The organism is Dyadobacter sp. CECT 9275 (assembly GCF_907164905.1).
Classification (GTDB): Bacteria; Bacteroidota; Bacteroidia; order Cytophagales; family Spirosomataceae; genus Dyadobacter; species Dyadobacter helix.
Genome location: NZ_CAJRAF010000002.1, coordinates 2,253,883 through 2,275,198, shown reverse-complemented (window position 1 = coordinate 2,275,198; position 21,316 = coordinate 2,253,883). Strand labels below are relative to the sequence as shown.

The 21,316-nt window shown below is 46.0% G+C and carries 16 protein-coding genes and 1 pseudogene; 5 read left to right on the top strand and 12 right to left on the bottom strand.

Annotation, left to right across the window (positions count from 1 at the left end; genetic code table 11):
• The first annotated feature begins 25 nt into the window (after positions 1 to 25).
• Positions 26 to 1,528, top strand: a complete 1,503-nt coding sequence (locus KOE27_RS17265) for a RagB/SusD family nutrient uptake outer membrane protein (RefSeq protein WP_215240083.1) — start codon at positions 26 to 28, stop codon at positions 1,526 to 1,528.
• Between the two features lie 163 nt (positions 1,529 to 1,691).
• Here KOE27_RS17265 and nadB read toward each other — a convergent pair whose 3' ends face one another.
• From nadB to KOE27_RS17230, 7 genes are all read right to left on the bottom strand, one after another.
• Positions 1,692 to 3,269 (bottom strand): L-aspartate oxidase, encoded by a 1,578-nt coding sequence (gene nadB / locus KOE27_RS17260; RefSeq protein ID WP_215241656.1) that lies wholly within the window; start codon positions 3,267 to 3,269, stop codon positions 1,692 to 1,694.
• A 28-nt stretch (positions 3,270 to 3,297) separates the two neighbouring features.
• The gene (gene nadA / locus KOE27_RS17255; RefSeq protein WP_215240082.1) at positions 3,298 to 4,293 is read right to left on the bottom strand and encodes a quinolinate synthase NadA; all 996 of its coding nucleotides are present in this window, start codon (positions 4,291 to 4,293) and stop codon (positions 3,298 to 3,300) included.
• A 250-nt stretch (positions 4,294 to 4,543) separates the two neighbouring features.
• The gene (locus KOE27_RS17250) at positions 4,544 to 5,965 is read right to left on the bottom strand and encodes an inorganic phosphate transporter (RefSeq protein WP_215240081.1); all 1,422 of its coding nucleotides are present in this window, start codon (positions 5,963 to 5,965) and stop codon (positions 4,544 to 4,546) included.
• A gap of 232 nt (positions 5,966 to 6,197) precedes the next feature.
• Positions 6,198 to 7,253 (bottom strand): 23S rRNA (adenine(2503)-C(2))-methyltransferase RlmN, encoded by a 1,056-nt coding sequence (gene rlmN / locus KOE27_RS17245; protein WP_215240080.1) that lies wholly within the window; start codon positions 7,251 to 7,253, stop codon positions 6,198 to 6,200.
• Between the two features lie 97 nt (positions 7,254 to 7,350).
• Entirely contained in the window at positions 7,351 to 8,619 is a 1,269-nt protein-coding gene (locus KOE27_RS17240; protein WP_215240079.1) for an acyltransferase family protein, read from the bottom strand.
• Between the two features lie 69 nt (positions 8,620 to 8,688).
• The gene (locus KOE27_RS17235; RefSeq protein WP_215240078.1) at positions 8,689 to 9,255 is read right to left on the bottom strand and encodes a CvpA family protein; all 567 of its coding nucleotides are present in this window, start codon (positions 9,253 to 9,255) and stop codon (positions 8,689 to 8,691) included.
• Positions 9,252 to 9,701, bottom strand: a complete 450-nt coding sequence (locus KOE27_RS17230; RefSeq protein ID WP_215240077.1) for a GatB/YqeY domain-containing protein — start codon at positions 9,699 to 9,701, stop codon at positions 9,252 to 9,254. Before KOE27_RS17230 ends, KOE27_RS17235 begins: the two co-directional genes overlap by 4 nt.
• 149 nt (positions 9,702 to 9,850) lie before the next feature.
• On the opposite strand from KOE27_RS17230, the gene KOE27_RS17225 reads away from it, so the two are divergent.
• On the top strand, positions 9,851 to 10,570 hold the full coding sequence (locus tag KOE27_RS17225; protein WP_215240076.1) for a pyridoxine 5'-phosphate synthase: 720 nt from the start codon (positions 9,851 to 9,853) through the stop codon (positions 10,568 to 10,570).
• Between the two features lie 74 nt (positions 10,571 to 10,644).
• Here KOE27_RS17225 and KOE27_RS17220 read toward each other — a convergent pair.
• Together KOE27_RS17220 and KOE27_RS17215 are read right to left on the bottom strand one after the other, a co-directional pair.
• Positions 10,645 to 12,066 (bottom strand): annotated as a pseudogene (locus tag KOE27_RS17220) (Gfo/Idh/MocA family protein).
• Positions 12,067 to 12,159: 93 nt separating this feature from the next.
• Positions 12,160 to 12,462 carry an SCP2 sterol-binding domain-containing protein gene (locus tag KOE27_RS17215; RefSeq protein ID WP_215240075.1) on the bottom strand — a complete coding sequence of 101 codons (303 nt, stop codon included), beginning with the start codon at positions 12,460 to 12,462 and terminating at the stop codon, positions 12,160 to 12,162.
• Positions 12,463 to 12,626: 164 nt separating this feature from the next.
• Between KOE27_RS17215 and KOE27_RS17210 the strand changes: the two genes are divergently transcribed.
• The 3 genes from KOE27_RS17210 to xylA all read left to right on the top strand — a co-directional run bounded on the left by KOE27_RS17210 (position 12,627) and on the right by xylA (position 16,908).
• Complete coding sequence (locus KOE27_RS17210) at positions 12,627 to 13,109, top strand: hypothetical protein (RefSeq protein WP_229252809.1); 483 nt, start codon at positions 12,627 to 12,629, stop codon at positions 13,107 to 13,109.
• A 143-nt stretch (positions 13,110 to 13,252) separates the two neighbouring features.
• Entirely contained in the window at positions 13,253 to 15,370 is a 2,118-nt protein-coding gene (locus KOE27_RS17205; protein ID WP_215240074.1) for a peptidylprolyl isomerase, read from the top strand.
• A 209-nt stretch (positions 15,371 to 15,579) separates the two neighbouring features.
• Complete coding sequence (xylA, locus tag KOE27_RS17200; RefSeq protein ID WP_215240073.1) at positions 15,580 to 16,908, top strand: xylose isomerase; 1,329 nt, start codon at positions 15,580 to 15,582, stop codon at positions 16,906 to 16,908.
• 86 nt (positions 16,909 to 16,994) lie between these two features.
• Here xylA and KOE27_RS17195 read toward each other — a convergent pair whose 3' ends face one another.
• The 3 genes from KOE27_RS17195 to KOE27_RS17185 all read right to left on the bottom strand — a co-directional run bounded on the left by KOE27_RS17195 (position 16,995) and on the right by KOE27_RS17185 (position 21,226).
• Positions 16,995 to 17,780, bottom strand: coding sequence for a patatin-like phospholipase family protein (locus tag KOE27_RS17195; protein ID WP_215240072.1), 786 nt, complete (start codon positions 17,778 to 17,780; stop codon positions 16,995 to 16,997).
• Positions 17,781 to 17,828: 48 nt separating this feature from the next.
• On the bottom strand, positions 17,829 to 18,665 hold the full coding sequence (locus KOE27_RS17190; RefSeq protein ID WP_215240071.1) for an MBL fold metallo-hydrolase: 837 nt from the start codon (positions 18,663 to 18,665) through the stop codon (positions 17,829 to 17,831).
• 182 nt (positions 18,666 to 18,847) lie between these two features.
• A complete protein-coding gene (locus tag KOE27_RS17185) occupies positions 18,848 to 21,226 on the bottom strand; it encodes an ABC transporter permease (RefSeq protein WP_215240070.1) in 2,379 nt (792 codons plus the stop codon).
• Between the last annotated feature and the right edge of the window lie 90 nt (positions 21,227 to 21,316).

The following is a 21,316-nucleotide window of genomic DNA, read 5'->3' as shown; positions in this document are numbered from 1 at the left end:
ATCTAAACCTTTTAAAGAGAAAAAGATGAACGGAATTACAAAAAAATATGGTTTGCTCGCGTTGCTGACGGGTACTTTATGGCTGACCGGATGCTCCGATTTTTTGGATGAATCGGATCCCAGTAACTTTACTGTTGAAAATTATTTTACGAAACCTGAGCACGCAAGAAGTTCGGTGAACTCCATTTACGCAACGATGCGCGATCCGCTTGGCAGCGGCTTCGGGGGCGGCAACTGGATGATGACAGAATTTGCTACCGGACTTGCCGCTACCGATCTCGGGCAGGCAGTCAACAGCTACTTCATCAAGGATCTGAAGAATACTTCGGATAATGGTTACGGACAGGGGTACTGGACTGCCTATTACAAGGGAATTGCCAACGCCAATCTGTCTATTGCCAAAGTTCCGTCGATTCAAATGGATGCGGCAGAGATGAAAAAGCTGTTGGGGGAAGCATATTTTCTGAGAGCCTGGTACTATTTCAACCTCGTGCAAATGTTCGGCAACATCCCGCTTGTAACAGAGCCCATGTCCCTGCAATCGGAGCAGCTGCGTCCGAAACAGGCTACACCCGAGGAGGTCTATAGTCTGATCGTGGCAGATCTTAAAGTAGCCGAGGAGGCTGGTTTGCCCTGGGTGGATGCCACTGGAAAGGTGAGCCTGGGGGCCGTCAAATCGTTGCTTGCGAAAGTGTATCTTACCATGGCGGGTTATCCGTTGCAAAAAGGTGCCACCTATTATGATCTGGCAGCGAAAAAAGCGGAAGAGGTGATCGATTCCAAACAGTACAAGCTGTTTACAACGTACGACGACCTGCACAATCCTGCCAAGAAAAACGTGGAAGAGAATATTTTCATGGTACAGTTCCGTACGCAGATACTGCCTTCCAACTGGCAGGTTTCTATTATTCCTTACAACAAAAATATCTCCGCTTATTCCGATGAGACGGGTGGCATTTATTCCACGGGGGACTTTGTCAAATCTTACGAAGCCGGTGATTTACGTGCGAAGGAAAAGCAATTTTTCTACACAAAATTCACAAACGAGACCAACCGTAACCTGGAAGTGGACCTGGGAGGGTATTTTATATGGAAGCACTTTGACGTAACCGCGCAGACCAGTACTGCTAACAGCGACCTGAACTGGCCGGTGATCCGTTATGCCGATGTTTTGCTGGTTTATGCAGAGGCTGCGAATGAAGTAAACGGCCCGGCAACCAAAGCTTACGACGCCGTAAATGCGATCAGAACACGGGCGCAACTGCCCAGTCTTGCAGGACTGACTAAAGATCAGTTGAGAGAGGCAGTCTGGAAGGAGAGATGGTATGAGCTGTGTTTTGAAAATATCACTTGGTTTGATATGGTTCGTTTGCGCAAAGCGTTTAATGTAACCACCAAGCAATTTGATAACTACGTCGGCCACAAATTCTCATACGGTCCCACACTGACGGAACGCGAGCTCTTGTTCCCGATCCCGACTTCTGAAATCAGAAATAATACCAATCTGGTGCAGGCCAAAGGTTACTGATACCGTTGTTTGCAGAAAAGGCCAGTTACCGTGTCTACGGTGGCTGGCCTTTTCATTGTGTGCCGTGCAATGGGTACGCGGAGGTATAGGTTTGGATGTGCAGTACCAAGTGAGGGATTAATCCCTGTCTTCCAACCCAACCCGATATTGAAAGAGCTCCTCTTTACTTCACATGATCTGCGTTATAATGCAACCCGATGTTTTCCCGCCTTGCCATGGCCATTCTTATGACCAGATAGGAAACGTTGATCATATTCCTGAGCTCACATATCGCCACCGAAATTTTTGATTCTTTGTAAAGTTCCTCATGTTCTTTGTGCAATAATTCCAGACGGTCGTAGGCACGTTTCATCCGCCGGTCGGTACGTACAATGCCAACATAATTGGACATGATACTATTGAGCTCCCGGGTCATTTCCGTTACCAGAACGTTTTCTTCCGGGTGAGTGGTACCGGAGTCATCCCACTCAGGAAGGTTGTCGGGCAGAACTGCTTTATCGAAACCAGCGACAGCACTTTCATAGGCCCGGTGACCAAATACAACAGCTTCCAGCAGGGAGTTGGAGGCCAGTCGATTCGCTCCGTGAAGTCCTGTGCAGGCACATTCTCCCACAGCATACAGGAAATTAATGTTGGTTTTCCCCCATTCATCCACCCTGATTCCCCCGCACATGTAATGCTGGGCTGGTACTACGGGAATCATATCCTTGCGAACATCAATGCCAAGTTCCAGACAGTACTGGGTGATGTTAGGGAAGTGTTCCAGGAATTTATCATAGTCAAGATGGCGCACATCCAGGAATACATGGTTGACGCCATTTTTTTTCATTTCAGAGTCAATAGCGCGGGCTACAATATCCCTCGGCGCCAGCGACAGGCGGGTATCATAGTTCTCCATGAAGGTACTCCCGTCCGCATGTTTTAATATTCCGCCAAATCCGCGTACAGCCTCGGAGATCAGAAACGAAGGTTTTTGTCCTGGCTGGTACAAGCTGGTGGGGTGGAACTGGATAAATTCCATATTATCACAAACACCTTTGGCCCGGTAGGCCATCGCAATTCCGTCTCCTGTTGCGATGGTCGGGTTGGTAGTACTCTGGTATATGTTGCCAATTCCGCCCGTCGCGAGCAGTGTGGTTTTGGCCAGGAACTTCTCCACTTCGCCGGTTCTCCGGTTTAGTACGTAGGCCCCGAAACATTTGATATCGTCCCGGTACCTGTAAACGGTTTCTCCCAGATGATGCTGGGTGATGAGCTCTACGGCATAGTAATGTGTAAATACTTCGATGTTCTGATGCCTGAGTACTTCTTCTAAAAGTGCTCTTTCAATCTCGGCTCCCGTGACATCCTTGAAATGCAAGATCCTGTGGTCAGAATGCCCGCCTTCCTTGGCCAGGTCATATTCCCCGCCCGACTCTCTGTCAAACCGGGTGCCATAATCAATCAGTTCCTGTATGCGTTCCGGTGCTTCTTTGACAACAATTTCAACAATACTTTTTTTGTTGATACCGTCACCGGCATCCATGGTATCATTAATATGTTTTTCGAAAGTATCAGACTCTCCCCACACCACTGCAATACCACCCTGGGCATATTTGGTATTGGTTTCGTCGGCCTGGACTTTTGTAATGACGGCAATGGAAACTGTTTGCCGGATACTTTCAAAATGTCTGGCAAGTTTTGCCGCATAACTCAGCCCGGCAATTCCGGAACCGATTACAAGGAAATCAAACTGGGGCATATTCTTCACTCATCACTTTTAACTAAAACTAAATACCTTTGCTTAACTCGAGCATCCGGTTCACCGACTCGTATGCCTTTAAGCGGATATCTTCGGGAACAAAAATTTCTGGCTGCTCATAGTAAAGCGCATTATACAATTTTTCTACGGTATTCATTTTCATGTAAGGGCATTCGGAGCAGGCGCAGGTATTGTTGTCGGAGCCGGGCGCAGGGATCAGTTTCTTATCCGGAACCGACTGCTTCATTTTGTGAAGTATGCCAGCCTCTGTTGCTACAATGAATTTATCATGAGTGGATTCCTTAACAAATTTCAGTAAGCCGGTGGTGGAACTTACGAAATCGGCCTGCAAAAGAATATCCTCTTTGCATTCGGGATGGGCAATCAGCAGGGCATCGGGATTTTCAGCACGTAGCTGGGCCAGTTTTTCTCTTGATATATCAATATGCACAATACAGGCGCCATCCCACAAAACCATTTCACGGCCGGTTTTGTGCGCCACATACCGGCCCAGGTTGGCATCCGGTGCAAATATGATTTTCTGGTCCTTGGGCAGGCTTTCTACAATCTGCAAAGCATTGGAGGAGGTACAGACGATATCAGTTAATGCTTTTATTTCAGCAGAGCAGTTGATATAGCTGATCACCAGATGATCCGGGTACCTGGCTTTAAAGGCTGCAAACTTGTCAGCCGGGGCCGAATCGGCCAGGGAGCAGCCGGCGTTAAGATCCGGGATCACTACTTTTTTGCCCGGGCTTAATATTTTAGCTGTTTCGCCCATAAAATGTACGCCGCAGAACACAATCATATCGGCTTCCGTTGCAGCGGCCTGCTGGGAGAGCCCAAGGCTGTCGCCAATATAATCTGCCAGGTCCTGAATGGAGGCGTCCACATAATAATGGGCCAGAATTACGGCATTTTTTTCTTTTTTCAGGCGATTTATTTCAGCAACGAGATCGATATTGTCTGCAATCGCTTCGGTCACATATCCGTAGCGGTTTACTTGTTCTTCTATGGTTGTCATTTATGGTGAATAAGGGGCTTTCATTTGAAATAAAAAAATCCATGCCGAATTACGATAATATCGCTTTGAAAAACAAAGGCCGGGTTCCAAACCGCCCGGACCGGGGCAATCTTTTCATTACCATACCATCCTGAAATCAAAAGGAGTTAAGTCATACCGTTACATCGGCATTACTTAACTCCTTTATGAACAAACGCAATTATGTCTAAATTCCCTGCCTTTCCGATTCTTTACTGGCTCCTGTACCGCACTAGAATATCCAGCGAAAAAATGCATATAGAGTCCCCGAAAGAAGCATGGTGACAGGTAAGGTAAGAACCCAGGCAATCACAATATTCCGGATGGTTCCGGCCTGAAGATTCTTGACCCCTTTGCTGGCCACCATAGACCCCGCAATACCCGATGATAACACGTGGGTGGTACTTACCGGCAGTCCCAGATAAGAAGAAACGCCTATGGTACTTGCTGCAACTAATTCGGCAGAAGCGCCCTGGGCATAAGTAAGGTGTTGTTTTCCGATTTTTTCGCCAATCGTCACCACAATCCTTTTCCAGCCTACCATGGTTCCCAAGCCAAGCGAAAGCGATATCATCAGTATGACCCAGGTGGGGGCATAATCCGTGTAACGGCGTACACCCTTTTCTCCGCCAGACTGCTCTTTTAAATATTTTTTATCCGTGGCGCTCAGCGTAACATCCGGATTTTCCATCAATGATTTGGCGCCCCGGCTGATCAGGATCAGCGAACGGCGTGCACTCATTCTTTCATCTTGCGGTACCTTATGGTCCGCATGCGGAGTGTTAATTATTTTGTTCAACGAAACAAATTCGCCTTTGATCAGCGCTATATTTTCCCGGTCACTGGCCGATAATTTTGTTGTGTCAATGCCCGAAATGATCTGTTCAATTCTGACGATCTCATTTTTCATGCCCACCGGGTCAATGGAAGTGTCAATCGCAAAATGAGCAGGTACTACACTGATCAGAATCAGCATCACCAGGCCTACTCCTTTCTGTCCGTCGTTGGAACCATGGAAAAAGCTTACCAGTGTACACGTCATGACCAATATGGCACGTATCCAGATGGGTGGCGGTGTGTTTTTCTTAGGCTCACTGAACACAATTTCACGCAGAGGCTTGGACAACATCCTGCGCAGCATGAACATCAGGATAATAGCCAGTGCAAAACCAAAAATGGGAGAGGTTAAAAGTGAAGTGAAAAGCTCCTTTGCTTTGGACCAGTTTACACCTACGCCGTGCGTGTTTTCGGGCATGAACGTGAACGCCAGCCCTACACCCAGAATGGATCCGATGAGGGTATGTGAGCTGGAGCTGGGTAAGCCAAAATACCAGGTTCCCAGGTTCCAGATGATGGCACTAAAAAGCAGCGAGAAGATCATCGCAACACTATGGTACACATTCTGATCAATCAGGATTTCTACAGGAAGCAGATTTACAATACCCATGGCAACCGCAATACCTCCAAAAAATACGCCCAGGAAGTTCATAAAGCCTGACCATATCACGGCAACATTGGGTTTCAGGGAGTTGGTATAAATGACTGTGGCAACGGCATTGGCTGTGTCGTGAAAACCATTGACAAACTCGAAAGCACAGGCCGCTAAAATACTGAAAGCGAGGAGAAGAAAAATGTCGGTTTCAAGACCAAACATATAATGAAAGAATAAGTGTTACAAAGAGCTCAATCAAAAAGGGATGGGTAAGGGGCCATCCGGAATTGTAAATCGTTTGGTGTTGCAACTGTTTAATAACCAGCACTTTGTCGGTTTAAGAAATGATGCAGATCAGGTCAGGCTGCAAAACAAACAGATTTGTCGCAAAACTACTGATACTTTACTGTTGCAATGTTAAGAAATTGTTAATTCAAGGATCCTGTTTTTTAACTTAAACCGCGGCCTCTTTGTTTGCCAGCTGCCCGCAAGCGGCGTCAATGTCCTTTCCACGGCTTCTTCTCACATGTACGGAAACGCCTCTGTCTTCCAGAAAAGCGGCAAAACGGTCCAATCTGTCGGCTTCGGTATTTTTAAAATCAGCTTCCGCTATCGGGTTATATTCAATAATATTAACCCGGGCTGGTACCTTTTTGGTGAATTCCCAGAGCTCTTTAGCATCCTGCAGGGTATCATTGAAGTTGTTGAAAACAATATACTCGAAAGTAATACGGTTTCCTGTCTTTTTGTAAAAATAATTAAGTGCCTCCGCCAGGTTTTCCAGGGAATTGGATTCATTGATCGGCATGATCTGATTCCTTTTCTCATCGTTGGCTGCATGCAGTGAGAGAGCCAGGCGGAACCGCACTTCGTCATCTCCCAGTTTTTTTATCATTTTGGCAATACCCGCCGTAGAAACGGTGATTCGCCTGGGCGACATGTTAAGCCCTTCCGGAGAGGTAATATGTTCAATGGATTTCAGAACGTTAACGTAGTTCAGCAAAGGTTCGCCCATGCCCATATATACAATGTTGCTAAGCGGGCTGCCGAAGCTACCTTCCGCCTGGCGTGCGATGGCCACCACCTGGTCGTATATTTCAGCCGCGTCCAGATTTCTTTTGCGATCCATGTATCCGGTGGCGCAGAACTTGCAGGTAAGTGAGCAGCCCACCTGGCTGCTGACGCAGGCCGTCATCCGGTCGGTGGCAGGTATCAGAACGCCTTCCACAAGGTTTCCGTCAAACAGCCGGAAGGCAGATTTGATCGTACCGTCGTTACTTTGCTGCGATTTGGCCACGTCAAGGCCGTTGATAACAAAATTGTCGTCAATTAATTTTCTGGTTGCCAATGAGAGGTTGGTCATTTCAGCAAAAGACTGCGCTGACTTTTTCCACAGCCATTCGTGTATCTGTTTTGCGCGGAAGCCTTTTTCGCCATGCTCTGTCATCCAGCTCTTCAGCTGGTCCAGATTCAGTTTCCTGATATCTGCCTTATCCTGTGTCCCGATCATCCGATGATCCAATATTTATTCTTATCGCCCGCAAAGTTACTGAAAATCACACAATAAACGTGGAGGTCTGTTATGCAGGTGCAACTAATTTAACTATTTAAACTTTTATGATGATCCTGTTCCGGTATAATATACTTACGATTACATACCAGAAAAGCAGGTAAATGAGCGCGTCTGCAAGAGAGGCATTCATAGGATTGCTGAACCGGGGAGACAGGATGTACTTGTACCAATATTCCTTCATGCCTACCATTTCTCCCGCCGTACCCGTTACCTGGATTTTGATAACGTTCCAAACCCGGGGAATGATTCCAGACAGGAAAAAAACGATCATCGGGTTTACACCAAAAGCGACGAAGGGCTGGGTGAACCGCTTCCAGCCTCTGATGTCGATGATATAGTAAAACAAGGTAAAGCACAACAATGCCCATCCTGCCGCGTAGAGAACATAAGAACTTGTCCAGAGCGCTTTGTTAACCGGAAAGGAAAGTCCCCAAAGCCATCCGGCAGCAATTCCCGAAACAGCCATTACAAAAAGGAAAGTGAATTTTTGTCCGATCGTTCTGTTGGATACCAGTATGGATCCTGTCCATAACCCGAGTATGCCCGTAGCAATAGCGGGAAGCGTACTCAGAATTCCTTCCGGGTCCCAGGTTTTGGAGGTCACCCAAAGATGGCCACCCAAAAGCCGGTTGTCCAGCCATGCAGCCAGGTTGGTACCCTTTTCCAGATTGGCTTCTCCAAAACCCGGAACCGGAATGTAGGTCATCAGCAGCCAATAGACTATGAGCAGCACAGTCGCTATCCCTAATTGTACGGTTAAGCCGGTTGATAGGTATATGAGAGTGATGATAAGATATACAATGGCTATCCGCTGAAGAACACCCGGAATGCGTACCGTTTCAAAATCTTTGAATCCACCAAATGCCAGTACCATCATGATGAGGAACACGGCAACTGCTACATATAACTGCGTGGTTTTATTGTAATTGCCAAAAAGCGCATAGGCAACCACCAGGGTTATTACCAAACGAAAACTTAACAAAGGAATACCCTCCCAATCCAAAAAGTGAATTTTGGAAAAGAAACTCAGAAACAAACCCAGACAGAAAATACGCAGTCCTCTGGTTATCAACTTTTGTAAGGCTACTTTATTTAAAGTTTTTACCGGGGTAGCCAGCACCGTGGTGATTCCAACTATGAAAAGGAAGGTTGGAAAAACAAGGTCGGTAGGTGTACAGCCGTGCCACTCTGCATGAAGCAGCGGAGCATAAACATGGCCCCAGTCGCCGGGGTTGTTAACGACGGTCATCAGTATCATGGTAAGCCCCCGGAGCACATCAAGTGAAAGAAGTCTGTTTTTCATAGAGGAGTGATTTTGAAATGAGGTTATATTCGCGGTACAGGAGACAAAAATCGTAATCCGTTGAAGGAATCAGTCCTCTTGCTTCTCGGTTCCTGGTGTTTCTTCCTTGTCAAGATATTCCTTTTTCCATTCCCTGATCAGTTCAGTTCCTTTGGGCATGAGTTGTAATCCTTTGGTAATAATATTTGGAGCCACGGGCACCACGATCGGATACAGCCAGGTATCACTGGTGCGGTGCTCCGGGATTTTCACACCGATGAGATCCACTAACCAGAAAAAAACACTGATCCCGAAAACCCAGGTGAGTATACCTACCATGGCCCCGGCAAAGCGGTCAAAAGTACCCAGTATTGAAAACCTGAGCGACCGCCTGATGGCATAACCAAACTGGTTCAAAAGAAATATCGTTGGAAAGAAAATGACTGAAAATCCGATATAGGGCAGTATTCGCTTAGCCATGCTGTCACTGAAATATGGGGTAAGAATATCCATCCCCAGCCCCAGAAATTTAAACCCCAGTACCATGGCTACCAGCATTCCCGCAATGCCGATAATCTCGATCAGAAGTCCTTTGCGGTAGCCATGTAATGCGCCCCAGAGCAGGGGAAGAAGGATGATGACATCCAGTAACTTCATGCCAGCAAGCTCTTAACCAAAGTTGAAATCAGTTTTCCTTCTGTTTTTCCGGCCAGCTCTTTGGTAGCAACACCCATTACTTTGCCCATGTCCGATGGACCCGATGCGCCTAAGCGGGTTATGATTTCCTGTAATTTGGTTTTTACCTCTTCTTCGGTTAGCTGTTTAGGCAGGAATTGCTCTATTACCGCAAGCTCAGCCTCCTCCTTTTCAAGCAGGTCGGGGCGGTTTTGAGTCTTGTATATATCTGCTGATTCTCTTCTTTGTTTCGCGGCTTTGGTAAGTAATTTGAGTTCGTCGTCAGCCGATAATTCCCCTGTAGTACCACCTTTTGTTTCTTCCAGTAATATTAAAGATTTAATGGCGCGCAGGGCTCTGAGTGTATCCTGATCTTTTGCACGCATGGCATCTTTGATACCTGCTTCTACCTGGCTTTTTAGTGACATATGTTAACGATTAATAAATGAAAAAGTGAATTTAGATTGTGTAAATGCTAAATTTGTGTCTGAAAGAGCAAAGTTACACCAATCGTAATAAATAGAAGCGTAACTTAGGATTTAAGCTCCATACATTATTTCACCAGCACGAATTCTCTATGACCCGTCTCAGCGTAAACATTAACAAAATTGCCACGCTCCGCAATTCGCGCGGAGGCGACAATCCTAATGTACTTAAAGTTGCGCTGGACTGTGAACGGTTTGGCGCGCAGGGGATCACGGTACATCCCCGGCCCGACGAACGACATATCCGATACCAGGATGTATACGACCTCAAGGAGGTAGTAACTACCGAATTCAACATCGAAGGAAACCCTTCTGAAAGAAAATTTATTGACCTCGTGCTGGCAACAAAGCCCGATCAGGTCACACTTGTACCCGACGCATTGAATGCCATTACTTCCAATGCAGGGTGGGATACCATTACAAACAGAGACGAACTCACCGGGCTCATCAGAGAATTTAAAAATGCCGGTATCCGTGTTTCCGTGTTTGTAGATGCGGACGAAAATATGGTAGAAGGAGCAAAAATCTGCGGAGCGGACCGGGTGGAACTTTACACCGAGCCTTATGCGGCCTATTACTTTGAGAACAGGCAAAAAGCAATTCTGCCGTTTGTGAAAGCGGCTGAGAAAGCACGGGAAGTTGGATTGGGTTTAAATGCCGGACATGACCTGAGCCTGGACAACCTGCATTTTATGAAGCAACGCATACCTTGGCTTGATGAAGTCTCAATCGGGCATGCCCTCATTTCTGATGCGCTGTATCTGGGTCTTGAAAATACCATTCAGATGTACCTGAGAGAACTGGAATTGTAGGTTTTGGGAATCTTTTAAGCTACTGCATACAGGAAAACGGTGAAGCTGATAAATTCCCACTTCACCGTTTTCTGTTACCAACCTGTCCGGTAATCTCGTTTGACAAACTGGTTTGAGGTATCAAAATTTGTAATCTTCATATTGGCACCATCCCAAAGCAGTTTTTGCCTGCCAGGAAAGTTAAACCCTTTGCCATCTGCTTTGCTTTCCCGGTAAAGGAATGAACGCACTGCAAGGTTACCCATTAATACAATTTCCGTAAGCGGACCGGCTTCGTCAAAAGCGGAGCTGGTATAGCTACCGTACCCTTTTTTACAAGCCTGGATAAACTGCTGCTGGTGCCCTTGATGGTTGCCGGGGACCAGGGCCCTCTTTGCACCCGGAACTCTTACATGCTGAAACTTTGCCTCCGGCCATAGAACAGGATTTTCACCAAACATTTCGGCGCTCAGGATGCCTTTGGTTCCAATAAAAAGCATTCCGCCGTCTTTGCTGCCAAAAACTCTTTGATAATCACAGCCTTCGGGCAACTGCGGGCGAATGCCGCCATCATACCACGAAAAACTGATTTCTTTTCCCTGGCCAGTTTTGGAAGGAAATTTCAGGTGAATGGAAGTGGAAGGCGGGCAGACGTCGTCAAAAAATGCTTCCTTGAAAAAATCAGCATAAACAGAGCCGACGCTGCATTCTACCGAGGTGGGATACCCAAGTTTCAGAGCCCGGAACGGAACATCCATAAAATGACAGCCCATATCTCCCAGTGCTCCTGTTCCGAAGTCCCAGTACCCCCGCCAGCGGAATGGCATATAGGCTTCATGGTAGTCGCGTTTGGGTGCTGTGCCCAGCCACAGGTCCCAGTCAACACCGGCGGGGACGGGCTATGATTCGCCTTTGTCTTTTGGTGATTTAACACCTTGAGGCCATACGGGCCTGTCCGTCCATACCTCGATCGTGTGGATATCCCCCAATATGCCCGACTGCACTATAGCTTCCGTTTGCCGGGTACCGTCGGTACTGCTTCCCTGATTACCCATTTGGGTCACTACCTTGTATTTTTTTGCAGCTTCGGTTAGTTTCCGGGCTTCCCAGATATCTTTTGTGAGCGGCTTCTCTACGTAAACATGTTTGCCCAGTTGGATGCTGGCCATGGCAATGGGAAAATGCATATGGTCTGGCGTGGTCACAAAAACGGCGTCAATGTGGGCAGCCTCTTTGTCCAGCATTTTCCGGAAATCTTTGTAATAGGGTGCTTTTGGGAATAACTTCCTGTACTTCTCCGACTGGCGGTCGTCCACATCGCATAAAGCCACAAAGTTTTCGGCTCCGTTATTATACGCCTGTCTGATGTTAAAATCGGCCTTGCCACCGCAGCCAACTGCTGCAATATTCAGCTTGTCACTCGGGGCAATGTACCCCTTTCCAAGGACATGCCGCGGTACGATCATAAAGCCTGCGGCGGCTGAGGTACCCGCTCTCAGGAAGTCGCGGCGTTTCATTTTGTCTGGGGATTCTACTTGCTGATGTGACATAAGACTAATTGTTAGATGTTCAAACATTCACCCAACCTGACCGATTTTACCCCTGTTCTGTTATTTTCCTCCAAATCTTTTGGCAATCGTCATGGCTACACCCATATCCCCCTCAATTTTTAATTTTCCGGTCATAAGTGCCATCATGGGGTTCAAATCGCCCTCCAGAAGCTTCAAAGCATTTTTGACTGACACGTCAAAGGTACATTCCGCGTCCTCATCAAGGTTCGAAATGGTATGGGGCACAACTTTGCTATCTATAAACACATAGCCTTCATCGGTTTTAAATTTAATCGTTGCATCCAGGCCGCTGTCTGTTCCTAAAATACTGGTAATACGGTCTGTAAGAATCTGCAGGCTCATTGTAATTGTTTTTTAGAATGTAAAAATTGTAATTTTCTTTGTATTGAACTATACAAATGTAGGATGGGACGGAAGAATATTCAAACACCTTTGGTGTTTTCGACTAAATGCACAAATTTTACCCGCTTTTTTAAAGCACAACCTTATTCTTATCTGAAATAAAAATGGCTGAACCAGTAGTGCGCCCCACGTTCCTGACAATTCTTTGTTTTTTGACCTTTATGAGTGCCGTTTCCGGGTTGTGGACTCAATCAGAAAGATTATGGAATCCTGGCATTATAGCCGACCAGACCAGGGAAACTTTCCAGGTTGTTCAGGAAAAGCTGGAAGGGCAGGCGTCTGAGGCAGAAATGGAAACCGTAAACAATATGTTTGATGCTGTGATCTCCCAAACCACGGCTTCCAATATCCGTACCGGAGCTATCATTCTGATCATTTTTGAATCCCTATCCTTATATGCGGCTTATCTGATCTGGAATCTGCAAAAGAAAGGATTCTATCTTTTTCTGGCAGGTATCGCCTTTACCTTTCTGGCGCCGTTAATTTTTATTGGTGGCTGGCTGGGTTTTATAACCGCTATGGCTGGCGTTTTCTTCAGTGTTTTGCTTGCCATCCTGTTTGCAGTGAACCTCAAGCACATGTATTAAATGGGAGGATTTGTCGGATATTGATTATCAGTAAATTGAGCATACGTAACCCTAAAACAAAAATCACTGCCCTAAAATCTAAACTCTCCTTGCATTCCACGGAGAAAAGATTTTATTTTGCGGGTCAAATTTGAAAATGAGAAATGGCTTTAATTAACAAAATCAGAGAGAAGTCCGGAATTGCAGTAACAGTAATCGCGATTAGTTTAATCCTATTCATGGTTGGCGGTGACCTTTTGGGTCCCAATTCTTTGCTGGGCGGCAGCAATAATCAGGTAGTGGGGGAGATTGCCGGCAAAGACATTGACATCAAGGACTTTCAAAGTCGGGTGGATGCTTTCCGTCAGAATTATGAAGCACAGTCGGGACGTAGTCTCAGTGAAAATGAATTAGCCTCCCTGCGCGACCAGGCCTGGAATCAGTTCATTGTTGATATTGCCTATAAAAAACAATTTGATAAGCTAGGACTTAGTGTAACCGATCAGGAACTGTTTGACATGGTTCAGGGAAACCATATCAGCCCGTCTATTCAACAGGCATTTTCCGATCCTACCACAGGCCGTTTTGATAAAAACGCGGTTATCAACTATCTTAAAAATCTTAAGACGCTGCCTGCGGAGCAAATGAAATCGTGGGCAAATTTTGAGAAAAGCCTGAGAGAAGAACGTACCCGTGCCAAGTATGAAAATATGCTGCGCCTTTCCACATATATCCCTAAGGCGCAATCCGAAAAGGAATATATGGCTCAGAATACAAAAGCCAATGTAAAATATCTGTACGTTCCTTATTTTTCTATTGTAGATACAACGATTAAGGTAACCGATTCTCAGCTTGAAACATATCTGAGCGAGCATCGTGAGGAATATAAAGGAACCGACACGCGCTCTATTGAGTATGTGACTTTCCCGGTTCAGCCAGCGAAAGACGATAGCTCGGCCTTGTACACTGAAATCAAGGAGCTTGCACGTGGTTTGGCCACAGCCAAAAACGACTCGTCTTTTGCAAGTATGAATACAGACATTCCTCTTCCTATCAATATGTCGCTGGCTAATATGTCTGATCAGCTGAAGGAAGCAGTGAAAACATTCGTTCCAGGCGGAGTATATGGCCCTTACCGGGAAGGAAATACCTATTACATTTACAAATATGGGGGTACAAGAACTGACACGGTATCTTCTGCAAGAGCAAGCCACATTCTGATCCGTGCCGAAAACCAATCGGATTCAGCCAAGGCGGCTGCGAAGGTAAAAGCGGAAGGGATACTGGCGCAGATCCGCGCAGGTGCCAATTTTGAAGCGCTTGCTGCCACTTCAAGTGCTGATCCAGGGTCGGCGCAAAGAGGGGGTGACCTGGGTTATTTCCAGAATAACGGCGCAATGGTGAAGCCTTTTGAAGAAGCGGTATTTTCTGCAACGGCTCCTGGGCTGATTAACCGGCTTATTGAAAGCCAGTTTGGGTATCATATTATTAAGGTGACAGCCACCAAATCCAATACGCTTTATCACATTGCGGCCATCGGGAAAACCATTGAAGCAAGCCAGGCAACCCGCGATGAAGCTTACCGGAAGGCAGATGAATTTGTGAATTCTGTAAAAAATAAAGAGGAGTTTGATGAAGCCGTGAAGAAAAACAAGGCGCTGGTACTTGCTACTGCTAACCGGATTCCGGAGACGGCAACTAATGTAAATGCGATTCAGAATGGCCGTGAAATTGTACGCTGGGCCTTTAAGGATGATTCTAAAATAAACTCAGTATCTCCGGTATTTGAGACCGAAGATCAGTATGTGGTAGCGGTTCTGACAGGCAAATCCGAGGCCGATAAAGTTACCATTGACGACTTCCGGGACGAGCTTACGACGAAGGTGCGCAATCAGATTAAATCGGAACAGATTACGGCAAAACTGAAAGGTGCCACAGGCGACCTGGAAACGATTGCTAAAAAATATGGCGCCGGCGCTTTGGTTGAGTCCGCTACGGATATCTCTCTGGCAACGGGCTTTCTCACCAGTGCAGGATTTGATCCTATTGCTCTGGGTAAAGCTTTTGGTTTGAAACCTGGCCAGAAAACAGATGTTTTCACAGGCGAAAACGGCGTATTTATAATGGAGCTGATCAATAAAACAGATGCTCCGAAAATTGCAGACTTTACCCAGTACAAGACACAACTGACACAGTCGCTTGAAAGCAGGTCGTCGTATCTGGTAAATGAGGCGATCAGGGAGAATGCAAAAATTAAAGATAAAAGAGCGAAGTTCTTCTGATTATAACATCTGATAAGCATGCTTTTGGGAGGGATGAATTTTTTCATCCCTCTTTTTTTATGTCTACATAAATTTTTCAAAAAAAAGTAATAGTATTGCAGTAAAAAATGTCAATAGTACACTTAATAAGTTTAACAGAAATTGAGCGTATTTGTGGAGACATAGGTACACAGTTCCTGGTTTAAAAAAACGATTAACAAACAACTACAATGAGCATATTACTCGGAGAACAGGAGTATTTTAAAGGCATAGGTAAAATAGCCTATGAAGGCCCGGAAACAGACAATCCGCTTGCATACCGCTGGTATGACGAGAACCGTGTTGTGGGGGGCAAAACCATGAAAGACCATTTGCGTTTCGCGGTTGCTTACTGGCACACATTCTGTGGGTCGGGACTGGATCCTTTCGGAGGACCTACACTTTTTTATCCATGGGACAAAAAGGCTGATGCGGTTGAGCGGGCAAAGGATAAGGCGGATGCCGCCTTTGAGCTCATTACCAAACTGGGCCTTCCGTATTACTGTTTTCATGATGTGGACGTTGTTGATTACACCGATGACGTTAAAACAAACGAAGGCCGCCTTCAGGCTTTAACTGCTTATTTGGGTCAGAAACAAAAAGAATCCGGGGTGAAGCTTCTTTGGGGAACGGCTAATCTTTTTGGACATCACCGGTATATGAATGGGGCTTCAACCAATCCCGATTTTAATGTAGTAGCACATGCAGGCGCTCAGGTAAAAATGGCGCTGGATGCTACCATTGCGCTGGGAGGAGAAAATTATGTTTTCTGGGGAGGACGGGAAGGATATATGACACTCCTGAATACCGATATGAAACGCGAGCAGGAGCACTTTGCACAGATGCTGAAAATATCTGTTGCCTATGCCCGCGCAAATGGTTTTACAGGGAAGTTCTTTATTGAGCCGAAACCTTGCGAACCAACCAAGCATCAGTATGATTACGATGCAGCTACGGTGATAGGTTTCCTTCGCCAGCATGATCTGCTCGGAGATTTCTCCCTGAACCTGGAAGTAAACCACGCTACCTTGGCCGGTCACACGTTCGAGCATGAGTTACAGGTAGCGGCTGATGCGGGAATTCTGGGATCTATTGATGCCAACAGAGGCGATTATCAGAATGGCTGGGATACCGATCAGTTCCCGAATGACATAGCCGAGTGGACCAAAGCATTGTTGGTGATTCTGGAAGCAGGAGGTTTGAAAGGTGGTGGTATCAATTTTGATGCCAAAAGAAGAAGAAATTCAACCGATGTAGAGGATGTTTTCCATGCGCATATTGGTGGTATTGATACGGTAGCCAGGGCGCTTGTGGTTGCAGATAAGATTATCCAGAACGGAGAGTATACCAAAATTCGTAAGGACCGTTATGCTAGTTTTGACTCGGGTAAAGGAGCAGATTTTGAAGGCGGCAAACTGAGCCTTGAAGACTTGTTCGCTCTGGCGGCTGCCAATGGAGAACCCGCCTCGATTTCAGGCAGACAGGAATATCTTGAAACGCTTATCAACCGTTTTATCTGATCCGGAATTGTGCTATTACCTGCAAAACAAAAGAGGCTTCGGCCTCTTTTGTTTTGTGCCTCCTTATGAAATACTCAATCAGGACTTTATAAAGGAGTAGTACTCAGCCCCGTGCTATTCAGATTTTCGCGATGAGCCGTTAGAAGATTTTTGGTGTAATTATATCCAATATCAAAAATCTGCTGTGCTTTTCGGAAATCAAAGGGATTGAACCGGCTCAGCTCAGGAGCTTCAATCAAAAGGTTACATTTGTCAAGACTGGCTTTGGCTTTTCCTCGCATGGCCAGCCGGAAGCTACGGTATACAATGTTATGAGCATTTTGTGCGGTTTTGGCCGTGGCAATTGGATTACAATGAATACCGATGATGTAATCCGCTTGCTGCTCAATGGGAGCCACAGGGAGGTTATTGAAAATGGCCCCGTCCACCAGTTCACGACCCTCAAAAAGAATAGGTCTGAAGATACCCGGCAGGCAGCAAGACGCAAGAACAGGCTTTGCCAACTCGCCCGTACGGAAGCAGATTTCCTCTCCTGCGTGAATATCCGTGGCGGTAACGGCAAGCGGTATTTTTAAAGATTCGAATGAGTTTTCGGGGATGTATTTTTTGAGAAACACCTCTGCGGCATCCAGCTTCAGCAGCCCGCTGAACCCGAACGTAAATTTAAGATAACCGCTCAGCCTGGTTTTTAGAATCATTTCAAGGATTTCATCAGGGGTATATCCGTATGCCAGCAATGCACCTACAAACGCTCCGGCGCTGGTTCCGCTGATGACATCTGGCTGTATGCCCTGTTCCTGTAATGCCTTGATGGCCCCGATGTGTGATATCCCTCTGGCTCCGCCGCCGGATAAAACAAAAGCTGTTTTCATTTTATGAACAAGTATAGTATGTGCGAAAGAAATGGTTTGTCATCGGTATCAGATGAAAATATCCAGTGCCCCCCGTTCGCGGATCCGGATACCCTTTTCAGTTTCTTCCAGCACGGCAGCTTCAAAAATAGGGTCGTGTTCAAACAGCAGGATACAATTTTCTTCCAGTGCCATTCTGAGAACCGCTTCTTTTTCGGTCATGGTCAGCAGCGGCCTCACGTCGTAACTCATGACCCAGGGCAGGGGAATATGATAGGAAGACGGAATAAGGTCAGCCGCATAAATGATTTTCCTGCCCTGGAAACTTATTACCGGAAGCATCATTTGCTCCGTGTGTCCGTCAACATGTAAAAAATCAATTGAATGAAATGGAGAAATGCCCTTGTCTATAAAACGTAACTGACCGGATTCCACTATCGGCTGGATATTCTCCTTTAAAAAGGATGCCTTTTCTCGTGGATTAGGATGGGTTGCCCATTGCCAGTGTGCTTCGTTGGACCAATAGAGCGCATTTTTAAAAGTAGGCACCAGCTGTCCGTTCTCTCTTTTTATAGCCCCGCCAACGTGGTCAAAATGTAAATGGGTGAGGACTACATCCGTAATTTCTTCTGGGCGGTAACCTGCTTTTTCGATGGAGCCGAGTAATGTCGCATCACCATGCAGGTCGTAGAACCCAAAGAACTTTTCATCCTGTTTATTGCCTAGCCCGGTATCCACAAGTATGAGTTTGCCCTCATCTTCTATCAGCAAACAGCGCATGGCCCAGCTGCACAAATTTTTTTCGTCGGCGGGATTATGTTTACTCCAGAGCGTTTTCGGTACCACCCCAAACATGGCTCCCCCGTCCAGCTTAAAAAAGCCGGTATCAATTATGTTTATCTTCATAAAGTAGTAATGCAGTTAGCGGCTTTTCCTCTCACTGACTCAGCTGCCGGAAAAGGTACTAACTTATCATTACTTTTCCTTTGATACACGGGGTTTTTATGTGGTTCTCATGACCTGAGAGCAGTGCCGGACACAAGGCCTGGCTTTTATAGCTAACCTTGTGTCCTACCGGCATTTTACATTTATTCCGATTTGAGCGTTTTTACCGGATCCAGCAAGGCAGCTTTGATCGCCTGGTAACCTACCGTTGCAAGGGCCAGCAGTGTGATGATCATACCTGAAACGATGAATATATTAATACCCAAATCAATTCGATAGGCAAATTCGTGGAGCCATTGATCCATGGCCCAGCCAATCAAAGGAAAGGCAGGAAGCATGGCCATGAAAACCAGTTTCATGAAATCCATGGATAATAACAACGCAACATTGCCTACGGTGGCCCCCACTACCTTTCTGATACCAATTTCCTTTTTTCTTCTTTGTGCTGTAAAGGCGGCAAGGCCAAAGAGTCCCAGGCAAGAGATCAGGATTGTGAGCCCGGCAAAATACCGGGACAGTACACTGATGCGACGTTCGGATGCATATAAGGCATTATAATTTTCGTCCAGAAATTGATATTCAAAAAAACTGCCTTTGTGGTAAGTATGGAAAGTTTTTTCTATTTGGGCGATGGTTTGCGGCTCAGCTCCCTTCTGAATTTTGACCATGATATTGGGCATGACAGGCTCCACCTGAAAAAAACAGGGTTTTACATTTTCGTACAATGATTCAAAATTGAAATCCTTTACCACGCCGATGATCTGCCTTTCCATACCCCAGAATTTGATCATTTTCCCAATTGGATCTTTCAGCCCCATGCTTTTAATGGCCGATTCGTTGAAGATGATTTCGTGATGGGATTGATCATTTTGTGAAAATCCACGACCTTCTTTGAACTGTATCCCCACGGTTTCAATAAAATTATAGCCAACTTCCAGGTTGGCAAAGTCAATGTCCTTGCCTGGGGGCTTTCCGGGCCATTCAACTCCCGAAATGGAACCGTGCTCTCCGGTGAGGGTATGGTAATAGCTGGACGCGTCTGTAACCCCCGGCAGATTTTTCACCTCGCTAAGAAAAGCCTCCGACGACTTCAGACTTGCAGGGTCTTCCGTCATGGGAATCTCGAAGTGAATGATATTGTCGCGGCTGTAACCCAGGTTTTTCGTTTGTATAAATTCAATTTGCCTGTAAACCACCAACACCGAAACAATAAAAATAACAGAAACTGCAAATTGAAATACCACTAACCCTTTCCGGAACAAAAGCTCACCAGTGGAGGTTTTGAGCGAACCCTTCAGCACTGCAATGGTATTAAACCCGGAAAGATAAAATGCGGGATAGCTACCGGCGATGAGCCCGGTGAACAAGGTAATTCCCAAAATGGACAGGATGATCTGACCATCAAAATTCATACTGATCTGTTTCCCTGTCAGGTTATTGAACTGCGGGAGAAAGAGGGCTAACAGCGCAATGGCGACGATCAGTGACAAAAATGCCATCATCACCGACTCTCCCAGGTACTGAATGACGAGTGATCTCCTGAATGCTCCGATTGCTTTTTTGATCCCTACTTCTTTCATCCTGCCTGACGCTTTGGCCGTCGACAAGTTCATGAAATTGATACAGGCAATGGTCAGGATAAATAGGGCCATAATGGAAAACAATCTTACATAAGTAATTCTGCAACCGGCTTGTACACCGTTTTCGAACTGGCCATGAAGATATTTATCCGAATATTTGATAGCTAACAGCTCAACATCCGACTCTTTGTTTTTTGACCGGAGGTAATTTTTGATTTTATCATTGAAACGCTCCACCGAGGTCTCCTTTTTCAAAATTACAAAGGTACTGGGATCACTATTACCCCATTCCTTCATTCCTGGCCGCTTTTCCACAAAAAGGTCAAAGTTGAACAGGAGGTCAAATTGCTCGACCGCATTGGCCGGGTTCTTTTCAAAAACAGCCCCAATATTATAAGCACCACTAAACGCGCCATGGTCCCATGCAATTGTTTTCCCGATGACGTTGTCAGCTGTATGAAAAAGCTTAAAAGCCAGTTCGTTTGAGATAGCAATGGACCGATTATCGCGAAATAAAGTTTGCTTGTCCCCAGCCACAACAGGACAGGTGAAAACGTTGAAATAATCCTTACTGATAAATTGTCCGCCTGCTTTGATACGCGTATCTCCAACGGAAACTACTCCTTTGTTGCCAAACCACGATGCCGGCACGACTGTCACAGCCTGTTCAACCTCGGGCATTTCGGCCCTAAGGGCATTGGCCAGAAGTCCGGCGGTGTGGTTAATGGTTTTGATTCCATCCTCACTTTTATGATTTGCCATGATCTGATATAGCTGCATGTCCTTTTCGTTGTATTTATCAACGTGCAGCTCGTCCATCACCCATAGATAGATCAGCAATGTACAGGCCAGGCCGGTAGAAAGGCCAATCAGGTTCAGTAAAGTGAATTGACGTTCCTTTAAGAGATTGCGCCAGGCGATTTTGAAATAGTTCTTGATCATAATGAAACACCAGCTATCGTTTTTTGAACAGTAAGTTTCCTTTGCATGCATTCAATGCGAAAAAGAAATGAAGAACCTTTCCTCCTTCCT

What these genes read in the sequence shown, in the direction of transcription:
- KOE27_RS17265 (WP_215240083.1), top strand. Translation starts at nt 26, where the DNA reads ATGAACGGAATTACAAAAAAATATGGTTTGCTCGCGTTGCTGACGGGT.
- nadB (WP_215241656.1), bottom strand. Translation starts at nt 3,269, where the DNA reads ATGCCCCAGTTTGATTTCCTTGTAATCGGTTCCGGAATTGCCGGGCTG.
- nadA (WP_215240082.1), bottom strand. Translation starts at nt 4,293, where the DNA reads ATGACAACCATAGAAGAACAAGTAAACCGCTACGGATATGTGACCGAA.
- KOE27_RS17250 (WP_215240081.1), bottom strand. Translation starts at nt 5,965, where the DNA reads ATGTTTGGTCTTGAAACCGACATTTTTCTTCTCCTCGCTTTCAGTATT.
- rlmN (WP_215240080.1), bottom strand. Translation starts at nt 7,253, where the DNA reads ATGATCGGGACACAGGATAAGGCAGATATCAGGAAACTGAATCTGGAC.
- KOE27_RS17240 (WP_215240079.1), bottom strand. Translation starts at nt 8,619, where the DNA reads ATGAAAAACAGACTTCTTTCACTTGATGTGCTCCGGGGGCTTACCATG.
- KOE27_RS17235 (WP_215240078.1), bottom strand. Translation starts at nt 9,255, where the DNA reads ATGAAGTTACTGGATGTCATCATCCTTCTTCCCCTGCTCTGGGGCGCA.
- KOE27_RS17230 (WP_215240077.1), bottom strand. Translation starts at nt 9,701, where the DNA reads ATGTCACTAAAAAGCCAGGTAGAAGCAGGTATCAAAGATGCCATGCGT.
- KOE27_RS17225 (WP_215240076.1), top strand. Translation starts at nt 9,851, where the DNA reads ATGACCCGTCTCAGCGTAAACATTAACAAAATTGCCACGCTCCGCAAT.
- KOE27_RS17215 (WP_215240075.1), bottom strand. Translation starts at nt 12,462, where the DNA reads ATGAGCCTGCAGATTCTTACAGACCGTATTACCAGTATTTTAGGAACA.
- KOE27_RS17210 (WP_229252809.1), top strand. Translation starts at nt 12,627, where the DNA reads ATGGCTGAACCAGTAGTGCGCCCCACGTTCCTGACAATTCTTTGTTTT.
- KOE27_RS17205 (WP_215240074.1), top strand. Translation starts at nt 13,253, where the DNA reads ATGGCTTTAATTAACAAAATCAGAGAGAAGTCCGGAATTGCAGTAACA.
- xylA (WP_215240073.1), top strand. Translation starts at nt 15,580, where the DNA reads ATGAGCATATTACTCGGAGAACAGGAGTATTTTAAAGGCATAGGTAAA.
- KOE27_RS17195 (WP_215240072.1), bottom strand. Translation starts at nt 17,780, where the DNA reads ATGAAAACAGCTTTTGTTTTATCCGGCGGCGGAGCCAGAGGGATATCA.
- KOE27_RS17190 (WP_215240071.1), bottom strand. Translation starts at nt 18,665, where the DNA reads ATGAAGATAAACATAATTGATACCGGCTTTTTTAAGCTGGACGGGGGA.
- KOE27_RS17185 (WP_215240070.1), bottom strand. Translation starts at nt 21,226, where the DNA reads ATGATCAAGAACTATTTCAAAATCGCCTGGCGCAATCTCTTAAAGGAA.